Annotated in this window: 20 protein-coding genes and 1 pseudogene; 6 read left to right on the top strand and 15 right to left on the bottom strand. The window is 56.2% G+C overall.

What is annotated here, in order from left to right:
* Positions 1-32 precede the first annotated feature (32 nt).
* The 5 genes from ABVN20_RS13095 to ABVN20_RS13115 all read right to left on the bottom strand — a co-directional run bounded on the left by ABVN20_RS13095 (position 33) and on the right by ABVN20_RS13115 (position 4,196).
* Positions 33-152: an ATP-binding protein gene (locus ABVN20_RS13095; RefSeq protein WP_368556087.1), complete on the bottom strand. Its 120-nt coding sequence runs from the start codon at positions 150-152 to the stop codon at positions 33-35.
* A 242-nt stretch (positions 153-394) separates the two neighbouring features.
* Positions 395-1,492, bottom strand: a complete 1,098-nt coding sequence (locus tag ABVN20_RS13100; RefSeq protein ID WP_368556088.1) for a UvrD-helicase domain-containing protein — start codon at positions 1,490-1,492, stop codon at positions 395-397.
* Entirely contained in the window at positions 1,485-3,083 is a 1,599-nt protein-coding gene (locus ABVN20_RS13105; protein WP_368556089.1) for an ATP-dependent endonuclease, read from the bottom strand. Before ABVN20_RS13105 ends, ABVN20_RS13100 begins: the two co-directional genes overlap by 8 nt.
* A gap of 100 nt (positions 3,084-3,183) precedes the next feature.
* On the bottom strand, positions 3,184-3,936 hold the full coding sequence (locus ABVN20_RS13110) for a hypothetical protein (protein ID WP_368556090.1): 753 nt from the start codon (positions 3,934-3,936) through the stop codon (positions 3,184-3,186).
* Positions 3,933-4,196, bottom strand: a complete 264-nt coding sequence (locus ABVN20_RS13115; protein WP_093466155.1) for a hypothetical protein — start codon at positions 4,194-4,196, stop codon at positions 3,933-3,935. The genes ABVN20_RS13110 and ABVN20_RS13115 overlap by 4 nt, the downstream gene beginning before the upstream one ends.
* Positions 4,197-4,761: 565 nt before the next feature.
* Between ABVN20_RS13115 and ABVN20_RS13120 the strand changes: the two genes are divergently transcribed.
* Entirely contained in the window at positions 4,762-5,391 is a 630-nt protein-coding gene (locus ABVN20_RS13120; RefSeq protein ID WP_177182170.1) for a sce7726 family protein, read from the top strand.
* Here ABVN20_RS13120 and ABVN20_RS13125 read toward each other — a convergent pair.
* Positions 5,388-6,452 carry a hypothetical protein gene (locus ABVN20_RS13125; RefSeq protein ID WP_368556092.1) on the bottom strand — a complete coding sequence of 355 codons (1,065 nt, stop codon included), beginning with the start codon at positions 6,450-6,452 and terminating at the stop codon, positions 5,388-5,390. The two genes, ABVN20_RS13120 and ABVN20_RS13125, sit on opposite strands and share 4 nt — an antisense overlap.
* A gap of 366 nt (positions 6,453-6,818) precedes the next feature.
* On the opposite strand from ABVN20_RS13125, the gene ABVN20_RS13130 reads away from it, so the two are divergent.
* Entirely contained in the window at positions 6,819-7,160 is a 342-nt protein-coding gene (locus ABVN20_RS13130; protein ID WP_368556093.1) for a hypothetical protein, read from the top strand.
* Between the two features lie 206 nt (positions 7,161-7,366).
* Here the strand turns inward: ABVN20_RS13130 and ABVN20_RS13135 are convergent, their stop codons facing one another.
* The 5 genes from ABVN20_RS13135 to ABVN20_RS13155 are packed head-to-tail and all read right to left on the bottom strand — an operon-like array spanning position 7,367 to position 12,777.
* On the bottom strand, positions 7,367-7,822 hold the full coding sequence (locus tag ABVN20_RS13135; RefSeq protein WP_368556094.1) for a hypothetical protein: 456 nt from the start codon (positions 7,820-7,822) through the stop codon (positions 7,367-7,369).
* Positions 7,782-9,629: a hypothetical protein gene (locus tag ABVN20_RS13140; RefSeq protein ID WP_368556095.1), complete on the bottom strand. Its 1,848-nt coding sequence runs from the start codon at positions 9,627-9,629 to the stop codon at positions 7,782-7,784. Before ABVN20_RS13140 ends, ABVN20_RS13135 begins: the two co-directional genes overlap by 41 nt.
* 15 nt (positions 9,630-9,644) lie before the next feature.
* Positions 9,645-9,839, bottom strand: a complete 195-nt coding sequence (locus tag ABVN20_RS13145; protein ID WP_368556097.1) for a hypothetical protein — start codon at positions 9,837-9,839, stop codon at positions 9,645-9,647.
* The gene (locus ABVN20_RS13150) at positions 9,836-11,470 is read right to left on the bottom strand and encodes a hypothetical protein (RefSeq protein ID WP_368556098.1); all 1,635 of its coding nucleotides are present in this window, start codon (positions 11,468-11,470) and stop codon (positions 9,836-9,838) included. The genes ABVN20_RS13145 and ABVN20_RS13150 overlap by 4 nt, the downstream gene beginning before the upstream one ends.
* Positions 11,467-12,777: a tyrosine-type recombinase/integrase gene (locus ABVN20_RS13155; protein WP_368556099.1), complete on the bottom strand. Its 1,311-nt coding sequence runs from the start codon at positions 12,775-12,777 to the stop codon at positions 11,467-11,469. The genes ABVN20_RS13150 and ABVN20_RS13155 overlap by 4 nt, the downstream gene beginning before the upstream one ends.
* Positions 12,778-13,437: 660 nt before the next feature.
* Between ABVN20_RS13155 and ABVN20_RS13160 the strand changes: the two are divergent.
* Positions 13,438-14,733 (top strand): annotated as a pseudogene (locus ABVN20_RS13160) (YifB family Mg chelatase-like AAA ATPase); the annotation flags it as partial.
* 112 nt (positions 14,734-14,845) lie between these two features.
* Here the strand turns inward: ABVN20_RS13160 and ABVN20_RS13165 are convergent.
* Together ABVN20_RS13165 and ABVN20_RS13170 are read right to left on the bottom strand one after the other, a co-directional pair.
* Complete coding sequence (locus ABVN20_RS13165; protein WP_368556100.1) at positions 14,846-16,822, bottom strand: methyl-accepting chemotaxis protein; 1,977 nt, start codon at positions 16,820-16,822, stop codon at positions 14,846-14,848.
* Between the two features lie 177 nt (positions 16,823-16,999).
* Positions 17,000-17,920, bottom strand: a complete 921-nt coding sequence (locus ABVN20_RS13170) for a LysR substrate-binding domain-containing protein (RefSeq protein WP_368556102.1) — start codon at positions 17,918-17,920, stop codon at positions 17,000-17,002.
* Positions 17,921-18,079: 159 nt separating this feature from the next.
* On the opposite strand from ABVN20_RS13170, the gene ABVN20_RS13175 reads away from it, so the two are divergent.
* A complete protein-coding gene (locus tag ABVN20_RS13175) occupies positions 18,080-19,477 on the top strand; it encodes a NorM family multidrug efflux MATE transporter (RefSeq protein WP_368556104.1) in 1,398 nt (465 codons plus the stop codon).
* A gap of 150 nt (positions 19,478-19,627) precedes the next feature.
* Here ABVN20_RS13175 and ABVN20_RS13180 read toward each other — a convergent pair whose 3' ends face one another.
* Positions 19,628-21,301 carry a putative bifunctional diguanylate cyclase/phosphodiesterase gene (locus ABVN20_RS13180; RefSeq protein WP_368556105.1) on the bottom strand — a complete coding sequence of 558 codons (1,674 nt, stop codon included), beginning with the start codon at positions 21,299-21,301 and terminating at the stop codon, positions 19,628-19,630.
* A gap of 265 nt (positions 21,302-21,566) precedes the next feature.
* On the opposite strand from ABVN20_RS13180, the gene rep reads away from it, so the two are divergent.
* Together rep and ABVN20_RS13190 are read left to right on the top strand one after the other, a co-directional pair.
* Positions 21,567-23,576, top strand: a complete 2,010-nt coding sequence (gene rep, locus ABVN20_RS13185; protein WP_368556106.1) for a DNA helicase Rep — start codon at positions 21,567-21,569, stop codon at positions 23,574-23,576.
* 56 nt (positions 23,577-23,632) lie between these two features.
* The gene (locus ABVN20_RS13190) at positions 23,633-24,205 is read left to right on the top strand and encodes a xanthine phosphoribosyltransferase (RefSeq protein WP_368556107.1); all 573 of its coding nucleotides are present in this window, start codon (positions 23,633-23,635) and stop codon (positions 24,203-24,205) included.
* A 137-nt stretch (positions 24,206-24,342) separates the two neighbouring features.
* Here the strand turns inward: ABVN20_RS13190 and ABVN20_RS13195 are convergent, their stop codons facing one another.
* Positions 24,343-26,265, bottom strand: a complete 1,923-nt coding sequence (locus ABVN20_RS13195) for an acetyl-CoA hydrolase/transferase C-terminal domain-containing protein (RefSeq protein WP_368556108.1) — start codon at positions 26,263-26,265, stop codon at positions 24,343-24,345.
* Between the last annotated feature and the right edge of the window lie 105 nt (positions 26,266-26,370).

The following is a 26,370-nucleotide window of genomic DNA, read 5'->3' on the forward strand; positions in this document are numbered from 1 at the left end:
AGCGCCGACGACTTTTGACCCTTCGCATTGATTCACCTTTGGCTCAGTACGTGGGCTTTATGAATGATACGGTCAAGAATCGCGTCGGCGATCGTGGGGTTGGAAAACTGGTCGTACCATTGCTCTCTCGGGAACTGGCTAGCGATCAGCAACGATCCGTTCTGTGACTGCTGATCGATAACGTCGAGTAAAAACCGGCCAAGCTGCGCATTGATGCCACCGATATACGAAATTCACTGCCAAAGGAGTTCAGGGTGAAGTGAGGCAGCTTGATCTGTGCGTGGACAGCAATCCAGGACGGGTAGATCTTTCTTCGGCAAGGAATTCTGGGGTGGCCACCCTCAATCCACAAGACGCCGGCTCCAGATAAGTTCAGCAGTAACACAGCCAGGTATCAATCTGGGGGTGAGGCATCGACAGGTGGATGCCAATAGGGGATCTGTGACGCACCAGGTTTATCCAAGACAATCGCAACACTCTGCTCGGCCCGTGTGACCGCCACATAGAAATCGGCTGCGGATAGGGGCACGAGATGCTCCCCTTTGCTGATGAACTTGCCGATGGGGCCAGTCGGATAGATCAGTACGCGATTGAAAGTCTGTCCTTTGGATACCCCGAAGTTCATATAGTCGAAATCGAACTCCTTGCCCGAGCTGATGCTATTGCGCAGGCACTGGGGTTGGAATGTCTCAACGTACTGACGGACATGAGTCTTCTTCACTAGGAACACACCATCGTGGGGTGTGATCGTGTGATTTTGAGATGTCGTTTCAGGAAAATCCCAGCTCGCCTCGAAGATGGTGTCGGAAAAGGTAGCGATTATCTGGCAGCACCTCCAGGTCACAGAGCTGAAGTTGATTTCAAGCCGGCCAGCTTTCTGCTGTTTTTTAAACCATGCAATGGATTTCGAGTAGGCAAACGCCTTTTTCATTTGGCCACGCGGGTTGGTGGACAAGACCGCCTGCCTGACGTCCCCTACGAGCCTTATAGCTATGCGGGTGCCGAACAGCGCCTCTAGGATGTCCCAGTCGTAACCCGAAAGATCTTGCACCTCGTCGATGAGTATTTCGTCGTAGAGGCATTCGAGGCGTTGAATCAAAGCACCGCCGCTTTGGCCAATGAGTTGGTGGGCCAAGCGTGCTAATTCCTTTGCATACACGCTGTCCGAAGAATCGAAAAATTGATTCTCATCGACGGCGTATCGTCCTGGATCACCTTCGAAATTGAAGCCCCTGCAGCGCTTGCCGGGGAATGCAAATGGCACGAAGGGTTTGACGAAATGACGCAGCAGGAAGCTGAACCACCCAGAGACTTCCAAGCTGGGGCGATCGCCGACATACCGCCTCACACGCTCGCGCAACTCGATTTGATTGGCCTGTGCGAAGGTAATGAGCAGGATTTTGCGATCGGCTGGTAATGCCTTGCAGTGCTCAACCAGGCCTTGAGTCTTACGTGCGCCCGCAACTGCCAAGGTCAGGTAATTGTTAGCCATGGATGAACTTCGCTGCTGCAGTCATGTATGGCGGGGAGTTGATTGTTTCCTTGGATTTAGCGATGAGAAGCGCCGCTTCCGTTTTTTCTCTCGACATCCATTTGCCAAGAATGGCCCGATCAGTGACTTTAAGAATCTTGCGCAGAGACTCATCGCTGTTGCACGCCATCAATTGCGGCTCCAGCGTCTTGCCCGCTTCTTTCGCTCCAATGAAGAGCTCACGTTTTCCTGTTTCGAGCAGTTCGGTGACAGCTTCCCTAAGGATTTCTGGATCTTCCCCGTCGTTGTCTCGAAGCACGGCAACGGGCCGATCAATGGCCGTACAAAGTTCCAGGCAGCGCTTCAACGTCAGCCCGTGCATGCTCATCACGTCAATCCCAAGCTCCATCGGGTGTTTACCATAGAGGTCTTTGAAGAAGCGCTCGAACAGGATCTCGTCTGAAGGGCCCTCCACTAGGACGAGCTTGTGAGCCAGCACCATCCGCAACGTGTCGAAGCCTGGGAGCTTTTGGAAATAGCCGACCGTGTCCGGATCAAGCGTCTCGATGTGAGATGCCTTGCCGCGATGCAGGAGGAGCAAGGAGCTCAGGCCGAGGCGATTCAGCACATAGGCACTGTGCGTCGAGATGAACAGTTGACGCTCACCTGCAGCCTCCTCGATGCGCGACAGCAGCGTGGTCAAGCTGGTATGTGACAGATGATTCTCTGGCTCTTCAATCATCACGATGCTGGTCTGCTCGGACATGCGCTGCATGGCCAGCGATATCTTGATCGAGGCTTGCTGCCCTTGGCCTGCCAGCGCGAAAGGCACATGATCCACATGTGGTGTGACCGACCCCTCCCAGGAGGATTGAGCGCTTTGATCCATGGCCAGGGCCATCACCTGGTTATCCAGTGGCGCTCGAATATCCTTGAGGCGATCATTCACGCCACCCAGGGAGTTAGAAGTCATTGACTCTTTGATCTCGCGGTAATGCTGGGAGATCTTGGCTTTCTCGCCCGGCTCCAAATGGTCACTTAGGATTTGGCGCAAGTGGTAGTCGACGCCTGAGGTCGAGCGGACGGTACGGGAATCGATAGTCGCAACGGCGAGCTGCCGGGGGCGCCTAGTCAGTACCTCATCCCCAAAGGTACGCCATTCAATCTTGTAGTACTCGACGGGGATCAGCGTGCTGGGATTGATACGCCACTGGGTAAGTTCCTCGTCATACTCAGGGTTGGGAATGACCTTGAATGAGATGCCCGGGCAGGCATTTGTCTTCCTATCGCTATTGATCGCGCCACAGAGAAATTGCAGCTCAGGCCGATTCTCTAGGAACAGCTCAATCAGGATCTCTGGCAGCGCTGGTTTTTCATCCCAGGCGCAGTCTTCCAAGAACTGATTAACCAGCTCTTTGTTGAACCAATACGGGTTCAGCTCTTCTTGAGCGGAGCGACCACCGATACGCCCGTTTAGCGCGAGACCAATCGCTTCCATCAGAGTCGACTTCCCCGCGTCGTTACCGCCCACAAGGATGTTGAGATCCTTGTTGGGCAGCAGCGTGAAATCGCCGTAGATCCGATAGCCCTGGATTTTGATCTTCGTGATCATCTGCTGTCCTTAGGTGGTGAGTGGAGGACTGGGAGTTATGGTGTCTTAATTTCAGATCTCTAATTTTCTCATGCGCTTTGCATGATATTAAAAGCCAGTGTCAAGAAACAGCTGCTTGAACAACCAAATTCGCTGGGCTGAAGAAGTACAACACAGCAAAAACAGCTAGCGCACCGCCAGCCCGTAGCCATTTTTGAAAGCGAATTTCCATAAAACCTGGGATCACTGCGCCTATACCTGCACCTGCCAATGCTAGGGTAGTCCTAAAGACGTTGTATTGAAAATCTGTCGGTGAAGGGACAAATAGTGCGATTACCAGAATGGCGGTTAGGAAAATGGCGCCAAAGAAAAACGCCAGAATTTTGTCTACCATGATAAAGTTTTTTGCCTTTTGTTCAAAGCCGTACACTGGGAGTTGGTTGTCTTTAAATTTATTATACAGTGCTTCTTTTTTGTCGGGCGTAAGATACAGGCAGACCATTCTTTGCATGTTGGCATAAGCTGTTGGAGTTGGCTCTATGCTAGAAAGGTCGTTTAATCCGAAATTTTTAAATTCAGTTCTAAGAAGCTCTAGGTGCTGCGGTATCGATTCGAGTATTGCAAAGCAATCTTCCGCAAAACCCTGGGCCCAGTGCTTGCTTTCCCTTGCACCTAACAGTTCGCTGTCGCCTACAAAAGTTTCAGCGCTGTTGAAATAGGCTGTAGCTGTTCTCTGATAGGCCAGAAGAGCATCGCGTTTTTTGCTCTTATTGGTTCGGTCTTCAGAAAGAAAGCGATGTAGTGAAGTCATTACATCGCTCCGAAACTCGCTGAGTTTTGCACGAATTCCAACTACTTCTTGCTCTTTGGTCATCTTGATGCTGCCTTGGCATCGGCAAGTGCCAAAGTTAGTAGTGTGTTGTAGTCCGAATTGTCAGCTCCACCAACGGCTAAAAACTTGTGGCCAGGAAAATGCCGTTGAAAGATGATTAAAGCCTGTATCTGTGTTTTAGGGGCCTTTTGAGCAAAATCTGCTGCCAGACGGGCCAGTTGATCTAGAGCCGGATTCCATTGCCACGGATGGAGAATTCTTTCGATCTTGGCTTTGAACGCCGCCAGGTTGTTGGCCTCCATGGGCTACCCCCTCCTCGCGTCGGCCAGTGCCAGGGCGAGTAACGTGTTAAGGTCTGAGTTGTCCGCACCCCGATAGGCCCATTCACCGAACCCAGGGCAGTACGTCTTAACCACTTCAGCCCAATCTGTCTGAGTAGCTGTCCGCCCTTGATCCTTGATCCGCTTGATAGCAGCTTTGATGATGGCAAGCTGAGAGTCTGTAGGCTGGGTAGGTGGAAGGCCGAATCGCATACGTAGGGCGTGTGCTAGTTCTTGGTTTGCAGTCATAAAGCGTCCTTGTTCGATGTTATTCCCTAAATGCAAAAAACGGCAGCGAGGGATAGGTAGCGGGCTTCTACAGCAAGCAACAGCAGACCTTTGGGCTGCTTCCGCAGGTGGTGCCATTATGATGGCAAATAATTTCGAATCAATGGCCCCTATGAGTCCAGCTATTTTGGCGCGAGCGTTCCATGCCTAGCGGTGCGCAGCATCACTGAGTAAGGTCGGCCAGGGATGAGCAGGTGAGGATAGTAAACACTGGCCCAAGCTTCTATCGGGCGCATCCCCAGCCTCTGGCAAAATGGTCATGATGCAGGTACGGGCTTGTGGCCGTCGACGACCGGATGCTTTTTCGCGTGAGAAGCCTCAACTGTCTGTCTATAATCCGCGCATGTTGAATCCAACCGAAATCCGCCCAATCCTCAAGCAGTGGGTCGCGAAAGCGATGCCCCATGAAGAGAGTGACGTCTTCATCGAGGAGCTGTGCTTCATCGATAAGGCCAGACGCGCCGATCTCGTTCATGCCAATGGGAAGCTAACCGCTTTCGAAATCAAGTCCCATGCTGACACCTTGACACGCTGGGAGGGTCAGCAGCGGGCCTATATGGCGTGCTTTGACGAAGTCTGGCTATGCTGCCATTCAAAGCACTTGGTGAAGGCCCTTGAGTCATGTCTGCCGCATGTTGGCGTACTCGTCGTCGATGACTATTCCGGCATGGCGATGATTCGAAAGGCGAAGCCCAACAAGCTCCAGGATAAATTCCACCTTACGGGGTTTTTATGGCGTAGTGAGTTGGATGCACTCGCGAACCAGCATGGAGTGCCAACGAAAAGTCGCGACCTCATAAAAGAAGTGCGCCGCCAGCTCAGCGACGCCCTCCCCATGAATGTGATCAGGTCACATGTATTGGTCAGCCTGAAACAACGTTACCGTTAGAGCAAGTCATCGGCATCGAGGTCATCGAAGCCGTCAGTATCTACGATGGACTGGATCATGGCGCAGATATGCTGATTGATCCTGTATCCATTCCATGTTCCGTTGTTCCCGTAGCCGGTAGATGTGGCGACAATTCTGCTGTACTCACGAGTAGCCCAGCAAAAATCATCACCGTGGTAACCCGGCAGCCCTCTGACTTCTTGAGCGATTTCAATGTACCGCACAAATTCCTTGTCCGAACCTTTGCGTCGTTGCCACCATTCTGTTGGTGTGTAATAGCAGGCGAAAGGAAGCACAGGCATGCCTCGTATGTATTCCATCGAGGCGGTTGGATTAGTGGCAGCGTAATCCCCATAGACAATATCCGACGCTATGCCGCTGGTATCGACCCTTGCTTGCCACGCAACGTCGTAACAGGCGGAGGAACGTGAAGTGTTTGAGGCCGGCTTATCGATAGGGAAGGAGGTGCTCATCAGCACCAGATTCGGTATCTGATAGGTATTCAGTTGACGCAGCGATACATTGAAATCCGAACCTGAGGCAGTATTGGCCGGGGCTGTGGCGCCGAAATCCAAAATCACCGTCGCGGTGTCTGGGCTTTCAAGAGCATCCAGGATTGATAGTAATCTGTTCCACGAAGTCGCAGTCGGGTTTTCCGGACAGGTAACCCTGATAGCTATATGTGGGAAATCGCGTTGAAGAGCGAGTGCACTTTGGATGACTGCTCGTTGGGGGTCATCATCAACCCAGGAAACCACTGGTATAACGTTCTGGTTGATGCCTGCCACATCTGAGAAGAATCGACGTTTGTTCTCAAACGCACCATGAGGGTTATGCAGGTCATTCGTAGTAATGAAGGCCTCAGCAACGTCCTTCGCTACTCTTGAAACATCCAGAAAAAAAGGATGCTCAGTCCAATTCGTCAGAAATGTTTGTAGGTGTCTGTCCTCGTCGCCTCGCATGTCCAACAGCGGAGCTACGACGTCCCGTCTGTGGTCTTCCAGATTTATCAGCGCCTTAACGTCATTCTGACCAACTCGTAAACAAGCCACGTATTGCATCTTGCACTCCTTGCATGCTGTGAAAAACGGCTTCGCCGTGACGCTGTTTGCATAGCGAGTAAAGGGCCCCGGCGATCAGCGAGCGTCGACATACGGAACATATCGGTTTTGCTCACTGCCACTGGCGACGTCATGCTTTCAGCGGGACGGCAGGTGGAGATTAGTAAGATAGCACTTGGCCACTCAATAAAAGCTTTAATGCGCTATTTTGGGATATGGGGTGCGCCTATGGCCGATGAGTCGGTGAGTCGGTGAGTCGGTGAGTTACTCATAGGGGAGTTCACCAAACAGTCCGATCATGAGGTCACCATCCAAGATCTCAAAGGGAGGGTGACGTACTGGTCAGGATGCCGAGGCAGCGTTTGGGTGCTGATCGCGACCCTCACGGTTACAGCCACCTTCTCGGGGCCCCCGCCTTTCCTGCCTGAAGGCTTCGGCGCCGGCGAACGCTACTTAAGCGACCACATGCAGTTGCTCGCGGTGGTGTTCCTGGGGCTCTCGCGTTTGGCTGCCTTGTCAAAGCGGCCTCAGAAGCAGCTGATCAAACGACTGAAGCGTGAGCATGGCCTCAAGGTGAAGCCTACGTGGAAGGCAGGCATCGCGGCTGGGGGATATCTGAATGGCGCGGCCTTGCTGATCCTCGCCTCCTACCACACACAAGCCCTGGAGGCTCTTGTCTGGCTGGTACAGATGACGCTGCCTGTTTGACCTCTGAGTCTATCGGGAAAAGCTTCCTGTCCGGTATGGCAGGACGCTCGGACGGCTCAGCCAGATGAATCAGGCCTGACGGCCACAAGTGCCGTCAGCTGGCCTTGCTGCGAAACTCTCTGCGCCTCCTTCGAGCGGCACAGCTGGACGGATCTGGACGGCAAGTCGGTATCACTCACCTTGTCGGTTGGCGCACTCGACATAACCTAGGTGAACACAATAGGAGCCGAGCCTTTGCCTGCATTGCCGTCTTCTTTGATTTTTGATGTCAGAAGTAGGATTCTGTCATTTGCTATCAAAAGCTTGGACAGCAGTAGGTCGCGTTCTTCTCGAAGGGAGTCCAGTTGGAGCATTGCATCCGCTAGCTGGGATTCAAAATGTGGATCCTTCTCCTCCGCAATCACCACCTTTGTGGACGTGCCCGTCGTTATGGAGGCCTTCATTACAATCCAAGCCTGGATGTCTGCGACAAGCTTAGGATATCGAGACTTCCTCAAGGCAGAAGGGTCTCTCCCGGCCTCCCTAGCAACGTTATTCTGAGAGACCGGGCTGCCGGGTGGAAGGATCAGGGTGTTTCCATACTTAAGCCTCTCGAAGGACGCACTGAAACCAAGCTCCGCCTTACCCATTATCATCACCCCGGAGAGTTTTGAGGGCTGCATCTATAGCCTTAATTTGGAACTCCATGGAAATATAATCCAAATCACCTGACTTGAAATCAACGAGGCGAGAAGTTAGGTCATCTTTAAGAGCGACTAATACAGCAACTTTACGTTTATCCCCCAGACCCTCTGCGCAGGTACCGCAATCGCCTACAAAAGTAATTCCACCTGATGAACAATAGCCTTTTTTCAAACATATACCGAAGAATGTTTCTCGGATCGAAAAAGACCTTGTGTCGGCAGTCTCGCCCAGGTCTTTGATGTCGGTCAAATCTACGAATTCGATGAGCTTCGCTTTATGCTCCTGACCATAGACAGAAACAAAATGGTTTTCTTTAAGGCCCACAGCAGTTCTTGATAAACTTGCAACAATTTCAGCCATTAAGCCCTTACGCATTTCAGCGCTAAGATTGCTCTGAAAATTTGATATATAATAGCGAGTCATCGACGTATCCCGGTGTTTCGCTTGATACTGAGTTGATGACCTGCTTACCCCAGATTCAGTGGCGTCTATCAGTAGCGTACGTCTCAGCTGATGAAGAGCAAAAGGCCAAATATTACCAACGGCAAATTCTTGTATGTCCAATGACGGGGTATACTTTTTGGCCAACAGGAAGTCTTCTTCAGTAATAGTAAGCACTCTTGTATCAAAAAGGTTAGGGCATACCCCCTGCCAGCCATTGTAGGAAAAATCCTTACAGAGTTCGACGCTCTTATCTAATGCTTCACCCCTAGCACGGCCCCAAGGCTCATAAGCACGTAGGAGCAGAAGAGGGTTGAGCATATCGGCGCCTACGACATTGCCCCGATTAAAAATTTTTGCGCACCTCAATCTCATTGCTGAAACGGCACCCAGCGCCTTTACGACCTCACCACTATATTCATCAGTTACCCAAAGAGCATTGGGGTCATTGATTGTCTTTGATGTGCCGCCACAAAGAAAGTAAGCCTTACCTAGAACTTCATCATCATCTGAAATAAAGCAGTTTGCTCTCAACTTAGAAAGCTCGCCTCTTCGCATGCCGGAATAGTTAGCAAGATAGAGCAAGCCCACATAAGAAACAGCGGTCAAATATGATGAAAAAATTCTCGCCCCATCTTGAGAGATAATCGTATCAAGATCTCTCCCAAAAGGTACCATCCACTTTCTCAATAACGGAGACAATCTATAGAAAGTAGAATAATGGTGAAAGGTTAAATACCTATGACCATCTTTACCCAATGGTTTGATATTATGCGTGTCGCTGGTGACGCGCCCCTTAACCCGCTTTCGCTTATAATCAGACCCTTCGTAAAGATCGATCAAACGGTTTTGGAGCCTATCTAGCCGCTCTGATGACGAGATGAAATCATCCATAAACTCCTTAAGCCGATCTTTCTGGTACTCCCAAATCCGCCATGGAATACATGGCGTTTGTTGAAACTCTACTGGCTCAAGCATTCGCTGCACCAAGGTGCTCTCCCACGGTGCCAAAAAATAAAAGCCTAAGCGACTACGCCCAACATACAAAACGGCAATGAGCTGAAGCATCACGCTAGCGCGACGGTGGAGCCCAAACACCTTGTAGGCCTGATCCTCATTCATTGGGGCTTCAAGCACATCCACATTATGCGAAGTCATTATGACGAAAAGGGCACGAAACTGCTTGTAGTAGTAGCTGTAAGTCTCAATCGAGATCGAGTGCCCACGGTTAATCCACAAGTACGCCATTACCATCTTGAATGCTTTCCATCCCGAAGCAGAAATTTCCCCCTTCGCTGAATTTGAAACCCTATAGAAATAGAAGTTTTTAATTGTTCCAGACACACTTGAAAAATCCCATCAATCTTGACTATAGGTGACAAGCACCTGATCCTGTCCCGTGGACTCATCCTTTTTCACCAAAATAGGATAGTCATTATCTAGCGGAAACTTGAGCCCTGTCCCCATGCCTTGCAAGACTTCCAGGCTCTCTAGACCTTCCGAGCTTTCTGGGCTTTCAAGACTATCGAACAACTCAGGATCTAACGCACTCATAAACTGGCCACGTCTAACAAATGAATAAAGCCGCTCCACCGAGGGTGGTAATTTCCCATCTGCGTCTGCTGCGCAGCTTTTGCTAACCATCCCGCACATTTCTTTCCAGCGGTCTCAAACGCGCCAATGATTTGGTCAAGGCGACTTATTGCAGATTCCAACCCAGAAACATCCGCATTACTGCGCAGAGAAACCAACTTTTCACGCTCGCGTAAAACCTTATAAGAAACAATAGACCATATATAAGAATATGTTTTTATGCCTTTGTAACTAATACAGAAAATGCAAAGATTCGGATTGACGCAATTTGGTTCCTCAAAACCCGCTGGTAATTCTTTTACAGGAATAGGCTGGCCAGTACATTCTCCCACGAGTGCAGCACGCTTAGCCTTCGCACTACTTCTATAGTAGTTCGACCACTCAGTGGTCGCTGTCTGGTGATTTGGGCGCTCATAATATCTACCGAAAGTTTCCAAATCATGCTGGCCTATCTCAGCGGCGAGGGCGGGGTCACCTGCTTTTCGGGCTAACCAGTTCTGCCGGGTTTTCCGGAGCTCTCCCGCTATAACAAACGGACGCTCCAGCTTCTTCATCAAACGAATTAGTGAACGAGGGTTAGGATTGTCGCTAACAGTTCTTCCGGCCTGTGGCAACTTACCGAATAACAGGTTGGTATGTTCGCTGATGCCCAGCGCTTTTCTGAACGCAAGAAAATCCAAGAAATAAGGCTTATACTCACCGTAAGCCGTGAATATAACTTCGCCTTGTTTTCGGCCTTTGTATGTGCGCGCTTCAAAACTGGCACCAACTGTGTAGAACTTTAGCTCCTGAAATTTGAGCCCTGCAGCGTCCGACAAGTTCATGGACGTCTGACTTATAAATAACATCAATTCAGTTTCCACTCGGACATTATATAAGGCATACCGAACTCTTAAACTTACATTTGCAAGCTTATCAGCCAGTAATTGTTCATGCTGAGTTAGGCCACTGTACAGCATTATCTCCTGACCATTTGACATCTTAAGCTGCGCTGGCAGAGGTCGCTGAAATGCTTCGATTCCTAAGCAGTTACGAATATCCATCAAGTCATCAATAAAGCGCTTAGCATTGACAAGGTTTTGCTTATCTATTTGGGGGAATGCATTTTTTTTGCTAGGGGCCGTTAGCCCAGCATTTAATACAAAAAATTCCCGGCCCAGGCCTGTAGCGTTTCCGAGCAACGTCGCCATGCCACTAGCTTTCCCGTAACAGCCGTCCTCTTTAGCATCACCGCTATTAACACTTTTATAGAGGCTTTTGACCCATTCACAATATAGGCTGCAAGCATTTGCCTTGGTTGGGTCGATACCTAGTCCGTCACTGTACATATAAAAAGCCCGTACACGAGACACACCGCCTTCCAAAGTTCTGGGACTACCCCCTGATGAAACAATCCCGTTCAATTCCGAGTGAAGGGCGTAGACGAGCGGGATGCGTGCAGTCACCACGAGCCCAAGGACGTTACCCAGACGATATTCTCCAAATTTCTTTGTATGGCAGCCAGCGCCATTCACGTAAAGGCAAGACCTCAACGTCAGTGGGATTCGCTCCTCCCCATAAACCACACCGTCAAATTCAAGATCGTCTATCATTTACTGCGCTCGTTATATCTGCCCATCATTGCTGCAGTGTATTCATTGGCATATTTGGCTTTGATTTTTGAATTTTGCAGAAACCTAACGTATTTCATTGTGGTTTCGATGTCTTTATGGAGAAGACAGTCCCTTGCGAAGCTCAAGATATCTGACAGTGGTATGCTGGGTTCGCATTCCATCCCACACTGAACTATCGCCACACCGAAGGTTGCACGAGCTCGATGAAAGTGAAAATCATCGAAGTTCAAACCCATCTTCCTCGCCTTTTCTTTTGCCGCAAAAACAAGAGAGTTTATGGCGCTGCGATCAGTATCCGAACGACGACCGTAGGAGTTTCCATTTTTTGTTATGAATAACAGCTCGCCACAATCCTCAGATGCTCTATTTTCTCTAGTGATTCGCCGTATGGATTTGCAATATTCTTTCAGCTCATCTAAAAGCGCTGTGCCAATCATGACGGCCCCCTGCACCCCGAACTTAGTTGCAACAGGCGCGCCATCCACATTGGGCCCCACCTGTAACCAAGACAGCTCCGCATCAAAAAAATCAGGAGTGCCCCAGTTGACAGTATTGACTTTTAAATTACAGATCGACTCAATCCGTAGACCAGATTCAAACGCAATTCTAAGCATTAGATATAGGTCATAACTTAGATGATCCCGTGCAAAATCAATCAGCTCATTTCTATAGTCTATCGAAACTGGCATCAGCCCGCCTTCAACTCGATCTGCCGAGGCTTTGCGATTAGGAATAGCCAAGTTCGAAAAACTTACACTTACGGCTAACTCCCGGCCATATTGGTCAGGAACCTTAACTACCTTAACTCCGGTTACCTCAAAAGCAACGGCGCTAATAATCTTGTTTATCTGGGCCCATCTAAACAAGCGCAGCACGACAGACATTTTTGCGGAGACAGTTGATGGTGCTAGCTCACCGCCCTCTCTGGCGTCGATCAGGTGCTTTCTGTACCTGTTTATTGTCCTATCTGCAGGAATCAAGGGAAGATAATTCCATGGGCGCCCTTCGCTCTCTACAAATCGCATAAAAGTTATCAGGGCATAGGCCAAAGACCTTATAGACTTAATTCGTATGCCCTGAGTAGGGATGCTTTGGGCAAGAGCACCTAGCCAAAGATTCGCCTCATCCCATAACGCGCCTGTCGACCACCGCAGGATCGGGAACCCTAGGACGACGTAATTCTTCTGCCGCTTGAGGTCATGCGCGAATGGAAGGACGTAGGAGGCGACACCTGGAGCCACTGTGATGTGAAAAAGGGTGAGGGTAATGAACTCCACGTAAGCCACGCATTTCGAACCTTTAGCCATATATTGACAACGCCACACCCTTACCGTATTATCAGGTTATCTGGTTGATTCTAGAGGCTTATCTTCGCCAAAAGAAATGTTTATTTTACGCCAGATTTACCTCTAGTCAATCTTGTGATTCTCCCACTTCTGTACCAGAATTAAGGGTTTGGCTCGTGCAAACCCTGATACGCCGCTCGGCATTCCCATCTCGCATTCCCATCTCGCATTCCCATCTCGCATTCCCATCTCGCATTCCCATCTCGCATTCCCATCTCGCATTCCCATCTCGCATTCCCATCTCGCATTCCCATCTCGCATTCCCATCTCGCTTGCCCATCTCGCTTGCCCATCTCGCTGCCTTAGTACAGTAGCCATCCAAGATTCAAGTACGCGGATTTCGCTAGGCTGCTCGTCGATCATGACGATATTTGCACTCCACACCCCCGCCCCATCTACAGAACTTCTTAGATCTGCTTGCTGGGTCATCTCGATCCTCATCTCCAGCAAAAGCCGCCAGTTATCGCAGCGACAACACTCCAGTTTGGGTCACTGGGAATCCCTTGGGATCATCGAAACTTTATTGGTTAATTAGGGCTGGACTGGAAGGTGTCCATATGGACATTTGTACTCTAGATGTCCATACCCCGGTATTGACCTGTAAATCTGGCGCCAGCGGACTTGCCCAAGGATGGCGGGCGCTTCGACCTGGCCATTGCCCTGGGGATTCTGTCGGCGAGTGTACAGGTGCCGACCTTGACCCTGGATGACGTGGAGTGCCTGGGCGAGCTGGCGTTGTCCGGCGAGGTGCGGCCAGTGCGCGGAGTGTTGCCGGCGGCCCTGGCGGCGCGCAAGGCCGGGCGAACGCTGGTGGTGCCGCGGGCGAATGCCGAGGAAGCCTGCCTGGCTTCCGGTCTGCAGGTGATCGCGGTGGACCACCTGCTGCAAGCGGTGGCGCATTTCAACGGGCATACGCCGGTTGATCCTTATGTCTCGGACGGCTTGATCCATGCGGCCAAGCCCTACCCCGACCTCAAAGAGGTGCAGGGGCAGTTGGCCGCCAAGCGGGCGCTGCTGATCGCCGCTGCCGGGGCGCATAACCTGTTGTTCAGCGGTCCACCGGGCACCGGCAAGACCTTGCTGGCCAGCCGGTTGCCGGGGCTGCTGCCACCGCTGGCCGAGCATGAAGCCCTGGAGGTGGCGGCAATTCAGTCGGTGGCCAGCGGCGCGCCGCTGACCCACTGGCCGCAACGTCCGTTCCGCCAGCCACACCACTCGGCATCAGGGCCGGCGCTGGTCGGTGGCAGTTCAAAACCGCAGCCGGGGGAAATCACCCTCGCCCACCATGGCGTGTTGTTTCTCGATGAGTTGCCGGAGTTCGATCGCAAGGTATTGGAGGTGCTGCGCGAGCCGCTGGAGTCCGGCTGTATCGTGATTTCCCGGGCGCGGGAGCGGGTGCGCTTTCCGGCGCGCTTCCAGTTGGTGGCGGCGATGAACCCTTGCCCTTGTGGGTATCTGGGCGAACCCAGCGGCAAATGCAGTTGTACCCCGGACATGGTGCAGCGCTATCGCAACAAGTTGTCGGGGCCGCTGCTGGATCGTATTGATCTGCACCTGACTGTCGCACGGGAAGCTACGGCGCTTAACCCTGCCGCCAAGCCCGGCGATGACAGTGGCAGCGCATCGGCACGGGTCGCAGATGCCCGGGAGCGACAGCAGAAACGTCAGGGCTGTGCGAACGCCTTTCTTGATTTGCCGGGGTTGCGGCGACACTGCACGTTATCCACAGCCGATGAGCATTGGCTGGAAACGGCTTGCGAACGATTGACCCTGTCGCTGCGCTCGGCGCATCGGCTGCTCAAGGTGGCACGCACGTTGGCGGACCTTGAGCAGGTTGAGGAGATCACGCGGGAACATCTGGCGGAGGCATTGCAGTATCGGCCGGCGACTCAGTAAGGCTTGGGATTGAGTCGTGCCCAATCGCGAGCAGGCTCGCTCCCACAATGGATCTGCATACACCGGACCCTGTGGGAGCGAGCCTGCTCGCGATAGCTATCTCAGCCGCACCTCAACGAAACCGGTCGACCTCCGCACGCAGGTCCGACGCCAGCTTCTCCAGCTCCTTGGCCGTGACGGCCAGGTTGGCCACCACTTCACGCTGTTCGCTGTTGGCCAGCGCGATGCTTTGCAGGTTGCTGCTGAGCAAGGTCGCCGTGCTGCTCTGCTCCTGGGTGGCGGTGGTGATGGCGGTGAATTGCTGACCGGCCGAGCGGCTCTGTTCGTCGATGCGCGCCAGCGCCGAGGCGACGTTGGCATTGCGCGACAGGCCTTCCTGCATCAGCACGTTGCCCTGCTCCATGGTGCTGATGGCGTTGCCGGTTTCCTGCTGGATGCTCTGGATCATCCCGGAGATCTCGTCAGTCGCCTGGCGTGTACGGGAAGCGAGGTTGCGCACCTCGTCCGCCACCACGGCAAAACCGCGGCCCTGCTCGCCGGCACGTGCCGCTTCGATCGCGGCGTTCAGCGCCAGCAGGTTGGTCTGCTCGGCAATCGAGGTGATGGTGCCGACGATGCCGCCGATTTCCTGGGAACGCTGCCCCAGGGTGTTGATCACTACCGCTGTGCTGTTCAAGGCACCGGCAATCTGCTCCAGGGACGACGAGGCTTCGTCCATGGACGTACGGCCAATCTTGGTCTGCTGGGCGTTTTCCTGGGCCAGACGCTGGGTGTTGCCCATGTTGTCGGCAATGTTCAGCGAAGTGGCGCTGAACTCTTCCACGGCACCGGCCATGCTGGTGATTTCACCCGACTGCTGCTCCATGCCTTCGTAAGCACCGCCGGACAGGCCCGACAACGCCTGCGCACGGCTGTTGACCTCTTGCGAGGCCTTGCGGATGTGCTCGACCATGGTCGACAGCGCCTGGCTCATCTGGTTGAACGCACGGGCCAGTTGGCCGATCTCATCGTTGCTCGACACATTCAGGCGCACGCTCAGGTCACCAGCACCCAGGGCTTCGGCCTGACGCACCAGATCACCCAGCGGCGCAAGTTTGCTGCGCAGCAGCCAGACCGCAGAACCCACGGCGATCAGCATCGCCAACAGGCTGCCAATAGCCAGTTGAATGCCAACGCTCCAGGTCACCGCGCTGATTTCTTCCTTCGGCATGCTGGCGACGACCGACCATGGACCGTCTTCGAACGGTACGGCGACGCTGTAGAAGTCTTCGGAAGCGTCGCTCCAGAAACCACCCTTACTTGGCGACTTCGCCAGGGTGGCGATGGCTGGGGCGGCCTTGTCCAGCGCCTGCACACCAGCAATCGGCACCAGCCAGTTGTTTTTCTCGTCGAGCAGCGCCAGCGAGCCGGTCTGGCCGATGCGGAAGCGCTTGAGGTTGGCGAACTGCGCGTTCTGCGCGTCGGTGTAGTCGAAACCGACATACAGCACCGCAATCACCTTGCCGGCGCTGTCGCGTACCGGGGTGTATTGCGACATGTAATAGCGTTCGAACAGCAGGGAACGGCCGACAAAGCTCTGCCCCGACATCAAGCGGGCATACGCCGGGTTCGCATGATCGAGGATGGTGCCAATGGCACGCGTGCCGTCCTGTTTGCTGACGTTGGTGCTGACGCGAATGAACTCTTCACCGCTGCGCACGAAGACCGTGGCTACGCCGGCGGTCATCTGCTTGAACTCGTCCACTTCCTTGAAGTTGTTGTTGAGCACTTCATTGCCCAGGTGCAGGCCCGGCGTCTGGGTACCCGCAACGTTGAACTGTTCGTCCGGGTGCACGCTCAGGCCACCTGCGAAGCGCTTTTCGAACAGGCCCGCCAGGCGTTGAGTGCTTTCACGCAGGGTGCCGTGGAAGGTCGTCAACTGATCGGCCAGCAAGCGAGCTTCGCTGGCCAGGTGTTCTTCGCGCGTGGCGAGGTTGGCAGTGTCCAGCGAACGCAGGGCGAATAAGGTACTACCGGTGATGACGATCGCCAGAATCACGGCTAGCGCAAGGCCAAGCTGTGAGGCGATTCGAGCACGAGGTTGAGACATGACTGCTCCTGGCCGGGCGCCTTCCTCCTTGATCGGCTGCCCAGCAATTTTTCTAATAATGGGAATTGCGTGAAACATGCACGAGGGTTCCACAATGATACTTTCGGCCTAAAAACCTAATACTTGAGTGGTTATATCGGGTACCGCGCAGCGCTTTTGTAACAAAGCTCTAACGATTCAGCGCAAACGTTCAACAGCCGGCAAATTCATGGCCTGCACCTCGCTTTGCAGAAAATCGCTGAGCCTGCGCAAACGTTCACCTCCCGGACGGGTTTTCGGCCAGACGAGGTAGTAATTCTCACCGCTGGCGACGGCGGTCGGCCACGGCAAACTCAGTCTTCCCTGCGCCACATCCTCGGCGACCATCAGCAAATCGCCCATCGACACCCCGTACCCCCGCGCGGCAGCGATCATCCCCAGCTCCAGGGTATCGAACACCTGCCCGCCCTTGAGCGACACCTGATCGGTCAGGCCCATGCGCTCCAGCCAACTGCGCCAGTCACGCCGGTCCGGCGTCGGGTGCAACAGCTCGGCATTGGCCAGGCGTGTGACATCCCAGGGCTGGTCGTTCAACAGACTCGGTGCGCCCACCGGGATCAGTTCCTCGGGGAACAACAGGCTGGCTTCCCAGTCCGGCGGAAAACGCCCATTGCTCAGAATCACCGCACAATCGAAGGGCTCATGGTTGAAGTCCACCGAGTCGATGTCCATCCACGCGCTGGTCAGTTGCACTTCGTTGCCTGGCTGCAGGTGGCGGAAGCGGCTGAGCCGCGCCAGCAACCAACGCATGGTCAGGGTCGATGGGGCCTTCATGCGCAGGATGTCATCTTCGGCCTGCAAGGTATGGCAGGCACGCTCAAGGGCGGTGAAGCCTTCGCGAATGCCCGGCAGGATCAACCGCGCCGACTCGGTGAGTTGCAGATGACGCCCGCTGCGGTGAAACAACCGGCAGGCAAAATGCTCCTCCAGCGTGCGAATGTGTCGACTGACTGCACTCTGGGTAATCGACAGCTCTTCAGCGGCTCGGGTGAATGAGCTGTGCCGCGCCGCCGCTTCGAATGCGCGCAACGCGTAAAGAGGAGGTAGACGACGAGACATTCAGAAAGCTCCTATGACGAAACAGGTTCAAGGTATCAGAAAGATCTCCATGATGAGTTTTAATCATGTAACCCATCCTTTTTATCCCTTTGTGCAAACCCCGCAGAGCGCCGAGAATCGACACTTTCCTGTAAACCTTGACTAACGGGCCTGATGATAATGAAACATCCAGTGCGTTCAGAACTCTGGGCCATCCTGCGGCTGGCCGGGCCGCTGATTGCCTCGCAGTTGGCGCACATGCTGATGGTGCTCACCGACACCCTGATGATGGCGCGTATCAGCCCCGAGGCATTGGCCGGCGGCGGGCTCGGCGCAGCGAGCTACTCATTTGTTTCGATTTTCTGCATCGGCGTGATTGCCGCGGTGGGCACGCTGGTGGCGATCCGTCACGGCGCTGGCGACATCGCAGGGGCGGCGCGGCTGACCCAGGCGGGTCTGTGGCTGGCGTGGCTGATGGCGCTGGTGGCCGGCTTGCTGTTGTGGAATCTCAAACCGGTCTTGCTGTTGTTCGGCCAGACCGAGACCAACGTGGAGTCAGCCGGGCAGTTCCTGCTGATCCTGCCGTTCGCCCTGCCCGGCTACCTGAGCTTCATGGCCCTGCGCGGGTTCACCAGCGCCATTGGCCGGGCGACACCGGTGATGGTCATCAGCCTGGCCGGCACCGTGGCCAACTTCGTACTCAACTACGCGTTGATCACCGGCATGTTCGGCCTGCCCAAACTGGGCCTGGTGGGCATCGGCCTGGTTACGGCGATTGTCGCCAACCTCATGGCCCTGGCGCTGGCCTGGCACATTCGCCGGCATCCGGCGTACGACGCCTACCCGTTGCTCCCGGGGCTGTCGCGTCCGAACCGGCAGTACCTCAAGGAGATGTGGCGCCTGGGCCTGCCGATTGGCGGCACCTATGCCGTGGAAGTCGGGCTGTTCGCCTTCGCGGCGCTGTGCATGGGCACCATGGGCAGCACGCAACTGGGCGCGCACCAGATCGCCCTGCAGATCGTTTCGGTGGCGTTCATGGTGCCCGCAGGCATGTCCTACGCGATCACCATGCGCATCGGCCAGCACTACGGCGCCGGGCAATTGCAGGACGCGCGGATGTCCGGGCGGGTCGGTATCACCTTCGGGGCGGTGGCGATGCTGTGCTTCGCCATGGTGTTCTGGCTGCTGCCGAATCAGTTGATCGGCCTGTTCCTGGACCACAACGACCCGGCCTTCCGCCCGGTGATCGAGATGGCGGTGAGCCTGCTGGCCGTGGCCGCCTGGTTCGAGCTGTTCGACGGCACGCAAACCATCGCCATGGGCTGCATTCGCGGGCTCAAGGACGCCAAGACCACCTTCCTGGTCGGGCTGGGTTGCTACTGGCTGATTGGCGCACCCTCCGCGTGGTGGATGGCCTTCCACCTGAACTGGGGGCCGACGGGCGTCTGGTGGGGCCTGGCCCTCGGCCTGGCGTGCGCGGCGGTGAGTTTGACGCTGGCGTTCGAGTGGAAGATGGAGGGGATGATTCGGCGGGAGTCGGCGTCCACAGACGGCTTTGCGAACGCTCAGACTGAGTGAGATTTACCGCTGGAAAAACGACTGTGGGAGCGAGCCTGCTCGCGATGTTCTATCAGTGACATTACCGTCGACTGACACTCCATCGCGAGCAGGTCGAATCGTCGCACCGTCGCTCCCACAGTTTGATATTCAAGCCCAGTTACAGCCTGCCTAGCCGACGATTTCCAACACCGGCTGCTGGCTGCTGCCAAAGCTCAGGTATTCCACCAGCTCCGCCAGCGGCAGCGGCTTGCTGATCAGGTAGCCCTGCACCTGATCGCAGCCAAAGCCGCGCAACAAGTCCAGTTGCTCTTCGGTTTCCACGCCCTCGGCGACCACTTCCAGATTGAGGTTGTGCGCCAGGTTGATCATGGCGTGGACCAGCTTGCGGTTCTCTTCGCGTGATTCCATGCCGCCGACAAAGCTCTTGTCGACCTTCAGCAAGGCGATCGGCAGGCTGTTGAGGTGCACGAAGGACGAGAAGCCGGTGCCGAAGTCGTCGAGGGAGAAACGCACGCCCAGGCGCCCGAGGGCGTCCATGGTCTGTTGCACCAGGTCGCTGCGGCGCATGACGGCGGTTTCGGTCAGTTCGAATTCCAGCCATTGCGCCTCGACGCCCCGTTCGGCGATCAGCCGGCTCAGGGTCGACAGCAACTGGCTGTCCTGGAACTGGCGGAACGACAGGTTGATCGCCATGTGCAGCGCCGGCAGGCCACGTTCGCGCAGCACCTGCATGTCGCGCAACGCGCGGGAGATCACCCAGTAACCCAGCGGCACGATTAAGCCGCTCTGCTCGGCCAGCGGCACGAATTCGCTCGGTGGTAGCAAGCCGCGTTCGGCGTGGCGCCAGCGCACCAGGGCTTCGAGGCCGACGATCTGGCCGTCTTCCAGGTTCAGGCGTGGCTGGTAATGCAGTTCCAGCTCATCGCGGCGCAACGCCCGGCGCAGCTCGCTTTCGAGGTCAGCCATGCTGCGGGCATTGCGGTTGATGCGTTCGTTGAAGATGTGGAAGGTGCAGCCCTGGGTGCTCTTGGCCTGCTGCATGGCGATGTGCGCGTGCCACATCAGCGGGTCGGCGCCGGCCTGGGCACGGGCGTGGGCGATGCCCAGGCTGGAGCCGATGAGCAGGCTTTCGCCGTCGACCCAGTAGGGTTCGGCCAGGGCTTCGGTGATGCGTTCAGCCATCCATTCGGCGCGTTGTGGCGCACGGCGGGTGTCGATCAGCAGGGCGAATTCGTCGCTGCCCAGGCGCGCCAGTTGATCACCGGCTTCGAGCTGGCTTTTCAGGCGTGCGACCACTTGCAGGATCAGCCGGTCGCCGGCCTGGTGGCCAAGGGCGTCGTTGGCATGGCGGAAGTTGTCGAGGTCCAGGTGCCCCAGGGCCACGCCCCGCCCTTCGTTTTCCGCGAGCCGCGCGGCCAGCAGGGTCTGGAAGCCCTGGCGGTTGGCGATGCCGGTCAAGGGATCCTGTTCCGCCAGGCGTTGCAGGGTGTGCTCCAGCAAACCACGCTCGCGCACGTGGCGCAGGCAGCGGCGCAGCATGCCCGCATCAAGATGATCGCGTACCAACCAGTCGCTCACGCCATCGGGCGGCAGTTGCGGCTCCTGTTCGAGCAGCAACACCGTCGGCAGATTGCACCGGCCCGGCGCCGGTTGAAGCGCCGGGACCGTCAACAACACCGCGCTGCGGTTGTCGTCGAACAGAGTGCTGACCGATTCCCAGCTCGGAGCGCTGATGAGCACGGCCGAGCTCCCCATCGGAGCCAGACACTCGCGCAACAACGCTGCCCACGCTGGCTCTTCAGCCAGTAGCAGCAAACGCAAGGGTTCGACAGGCGTAGACAAGCTTGCTCCCTAGACTCTGCAATGATGTAGGCGGCTGGCATTATGCCGTGCTGACAACCAATGACCAAACGACATCAGTTATCAAACGGGATCCTTGTATCCGGAATTACGTACATTAGACGTAAATTCCTTGCGCATCCTGCGTGAAAGTAACAAAACCGGCAAATATGAATCGCGTGTTACGTCACAAGTCGGAGAGAGCAGCACAAATCTGTGAGCCTGTTAAAATGCCGGCCCATTTCGTGACTGACCCCTGAATCGACCTATGTCCCGACTCAATCCCCGGCAGCAAGAAGCCGTGAACTACGTCGGCGGCCCTCTTTTGGTGCTCGCCGGTGCAGGCTCCGGCAAGACCAGTGTAATCACGCGCAAGATCGCCCACCTGATCCAGAACTGCGGCATTCGCGCGCAGTACATCGTCGCCATGACCTTTACCAACAAGGCTGCGCGCGAGATGAAGGAACGGGTCGGCACCCTGCTGCGCGCCGGTGAAGGCCGGGGCCTGACGGTGTGCACGTTCCACAACCTGGGCCTGAACATCATCCGCAAGGAACACGTGCGGCTGGGCTACAAACCGGGCTTCTCGATCTTTGACGAAACTGACGTCAAAGCCCTGATGACCGACATCATGCAGAAGGAATACTCGGGCGACGACGGCGTCGACGAGATCAAGAACATGATCGGCGCCTGGAAAAACGACCTGATCCTGCCGGCCGTGGCCCTGGAAAACGCCCGCAACCCCAAGGAGCAGACCGCCGCCATCGTCTACACCCACTACCAGCGCACGCTCAAGGCGTTCAACGCGGTGGACTTCGACGACCTGATCCTGCTGCCGGTGAAGCTGTTCGAAGAGCACGCCGACATTCTGGAAAAGTGGCAGAACAAGGTGCGCTACCTGCTGGTGGACGAATACCAGGACACCAACGCCAGCCAGTACCTGCTGGTGAAAATGCTCATCGGCACGCGCAACCAGTTCACCGTGGTAGGCGACGACGACCAGTCGATCTACGCCTGGCGCGGCGCGCGGCCGGAAAACCTGATGCTGCTCAAGGAAGACTACCCCTCCCTGAAAGTGGTGATGCTCGAGCAGAACTACCGCTCCACCAGTCGCATCCTGCGCTGCGCCAACGTGCTGATTTCGAACAACCCCCACGAATTCGAAAAGCAGCTGTGGAGTGAAATGGGCCACGGCGACGAGATCCGCGTGATCCGCTGCCGCAATGAAGACGCCGAAGCCGAGCGCGTGGCCATGGAAATCCTCAGCCTGCACCTGCGCACCGACCGGCCCTACAGCGATTTTGCGATCCTGTACCGCGGTAACTACCAGGCCAAGCTGATCGAACTGAAGCTGCAGCATCACCAGGTGCCGTATCGCCTGTCCGGCGGCAACAGCTTTTTCGGACGCCAGGAAGTGAAGGACCTGATGGCCTACTTCCGCCTGATCGTAAACCCGGACGACGACAACGCCTTCCTGCGGGTGATCAACGTGCCGCGCCGGGAAATCGGTTCGACCACCCTGGAAAAGCTCGGCAACTACGCCACCGAACGCAAGATTTCGATGTACGCCGCCACCGACGAGATCGGCCTGGGCGAGCATCTGGACAGTCGCTTCACCGATCGCCTGTCGCGCTTCAAGCGCTTCATGGACAAGGTGCGCGAGCAATGCGCCGGCGAAGACCCGATCTCGGCGCTGCGCAGCATGGTCATGGACATCGACTACGAGAACTGGCTGCGCACCAACAGTTCCAGCGACAAGGCCGCGGACTACCGGATGAGCAACGTCTGGTTCCTGATCGAAGCCTTGAAGAACACCCTGGAAAAAGACGAAGACGGCGAAATGACCGTCGAGGACGCCATCGGCAAACTGGTCCTGCGCGATATGCTGGAGCGTCAGCAGGAAGAGGAAGACGGTGCCGAAGGCGTGCAGATGATGACCTTGCATGCATCCAAGGGCCTGGAATTCCCCTACGTGTTCATCATGGGCATGGAAGAGGAAATCCTCCCGCACCGCTCCAGTATCGAAGCCGACACCATCGAGGAAGAGCGGCGCCTGGCCTACGTGGGCATTACCCGCGCCCGTCAGACCCTGGCGTTCACCTTCGCCGCCAAGCGCAAGCAGTACGGCGAGATCATCGACTGTGCCCCCAGCCGCTTCCTTGATGAACTGCCGCCGGACGACCTGGCCTGGGAAGGCACCGACGACACGCCAACCGAAGTCAAAGCCGTTCGCGGCAATACTGCATTGGCAGATATACGCGCGATGTTAAAGCGCTAGAATTGACCACTTTTACTAGACCTTCGACGCCGACGGCGTCAAATGAGGACAGCTTCATGGAAGCCCTGCACAAAAAAATCCGCGAAGAAGGCATCGTGCTTTCCGACCAGGTCCTGAAAGTCGACGCCTTTCTGAACCACCAGATCGACCCGGCCCTGATGAAGCTGATCGGCGACGAATTCGCCGCGCTGTTCAAGGATTCGGGCATCACCAAGATCGTCACCATCGAAGCCTCGGGCATCGCTCCGGCGATCATGACCGGCCTGAACCTGGGCGTACCGGTGATTTTCGCGCGCAAGCACCAGTCCCTCACCCTGACCGAAAACCTGCTGTCGGCGACCGTGTACTCGTTCACCAAGCAGACCGAAAGCACCGTGGCAATCTCCCCGCGCCACCTGACCAGCAGCGACCGCGTGCTGATCATCGACGACTTCCTGGCCAACGGTAAGGCGTCCCAGGCGCTGATCTCGATCATCAAGCAGGCCGGTGCCACCGTGGCGGGCCTGGGGATCGTGATCGAGAAGTCGTTCCAGGGCGGCCGTGCCGAGCTGGACGCGCAGGGTTACCGGGTTGAATCGCTGGCGCGGGTGAAGTCGCTGGCGGGTGGGGTTGTGACCTTCATCGAGTAACACTGCCGAACGGCAAGTCTTGCCCCTGTGGGAGCGAGCCTGCTCGCGATAGCGGACTGTCAGCCAACATCAGTGTTGAATGACAGGACCTCATCGCGAGCAGGCTCGCTCCCACAGTTGATTTTGCAGGTTGTCTGCTATCGGGCGGTGGCCTTAAGGCCCGTGAGCAACAGCCGCTGGAACAGCTCCTCTTTCAGCCCATCGGGCTGGGTCAGTTGCATCCTCTCCAGGTGCTCCGCAAACTCTTCCGGCGCAGGCGCATCCAGCGCCGCCTTGCCCAACTCCAGCACCTCACTGAGCTTGAACTTGCTCTTCAACCAGTTCAGCGCCCGCAACAGGTCGCGCTCCTGCGCGGTGAAATCACAACCCAGCGGGTACTCCGGGAACAGCTGAGGATGGCGCGCCGCGATCGCCTGCAAGCGCTCCGGGGTGTTGTCGGCAAACCGCGGGTCGATGGCAAACGTCTTCGGCAATTTGCCTGCGTTCTTTGCCTGCTCGATCAGCCTTGGCTGGAAGCGCGAATCGCTGATGTTCAACAGCGCCTCGATCACCGCCGCATCGGTCTGGCCACGCAGGTCGGCGATGCCGTACTCGGTGACCACGATGTCGCGCAGGTGCCTAGGGATCGTGCAATGGCCGTACTCCCAGACGATGTTGGAACTGACCTCGCCCCCCGACTCGCGCCAGCTGCGCAGCAGCAGGATCGAGCGCGCGCCTTCCAGGGCGTGGCCCTGGGCGACGAAGTTGTATTGCCCGCCGACACCGCTGAGCACTCGCCCGTCCTCGAGCTGATCGGCCACGCCGGCGCCGAGCAGGGTCATGGTGAACACGGTGTTGATGAACCGCGCATCGAGGCGCTGCAAGCGCTTGAGCTCTTCCTGGCCATACAGCTCGTTGATGTAGCTGATGCGGGTCATGTTGAATTCGAGGCGCTTGCTCTGGGGCAACTCGCGCAGGCGCTCGTAGAAACTGCGCGGGCCGAGGAAAAAGCCGCCATGCACCGAGATGCCATCGGTTTGCGCCGCTTCGTCGAGGGTGCCGGCATTCGCCTGTTGCTGGGTCGGCACGTCCGGGTAGACTTTGCGCCGAATGATGCCGGCCTCGGCCAGCACCAGCAGGCCGTTGACGAACATTTCGCTGCAGCCGTACAGGCCCTGGGCGAACGGTTCGAGGCCGCCTTCGCGCTTGATCAGTTGCGCCCACTGGCTGAGATTCACATCGCCCAGTAGCGCCTTGTAGCCGTCGTTATCCGCCTGGCGGGCGAGCAACGCGGCGGTCAGCGCGTCGCCCATGGCACCGATACCGATCTGCAGGGTGCCGCCATCACGTACCAGGGTACTGGCATGCAGGCCGATGAAATGATCCTGGAAACCCACGGGCATGTTGGGCGTGGAGAACAGCGTGGTGCTGTCCTTCTCGTCGATCAGCAGGTCGAAGGTATCCATGCCGACCTCTGCGTCGCCCGGCATGTAGGGCAAGTCATTGTGCACCTGGCCCACCAGCAGGACGGTCTCCCCCGCCGCCCGGCGCCTGGCGATCATCGGCAACAGATCGAGGGTGATGTCCGGGTTGCAGCTCAGGCTCAGGCGATCCGGGTGGTCGCCGTGGCTGGCGACCATCTGCGCCACCAGGTTGAGGCCGGCGGCATTGATGTCCCGCGCGGCATGGCTGTAGTTGCTGCTGACGTAGTCCTGCTGGGCCGTCTCGCTGTGCAACAGGCTGCCGGGCTGCATGAAGAACTGCTGGATGTGGATGTTGGCCGGCAGGTTGTTCTGGCGCAGGGCGGCGAGGAATTCCAGTTCCGGATAGTCACCGAACACCCGCTCGACAAAGGGCTCGAGGAAGCGTTTCTGCAAACCATCGCCCAACGCCGGCCGGCCCAGGCAGAGCGCGGTATAGACCGTCAGCTGCCGCTCGGGCAACTGCGCCACGCGCCGGAACAAGGCGTTGACGAACGGGTTGGGCTTGCCCAGCCCCAACGGCAGACCCATGTGGATATGCGCTGGCAACCGCGCCAACACCTCATCGACCGCTTGCTCGATAGAACACAGCTGCACCATCTGATCCTCCCTTGGCGTTTGGGGTTGGACCGAGATTGACGGGTGTTTGCTGCATTGAACAGTGTTGAATTGTCCCCTGTAGGAGCGAGCTTGCTCGCGATTGCG

This window comes from Pseudomonas sp. MYb118 (genome assembly GCF_040947875.1).
Classification (GTDB): domain Bacteria; phylum Pseudomonadota; class Gammaproteobacteria; order Pseudomonadales; family Pseudomonadaceae; genus Aquipseudomonas.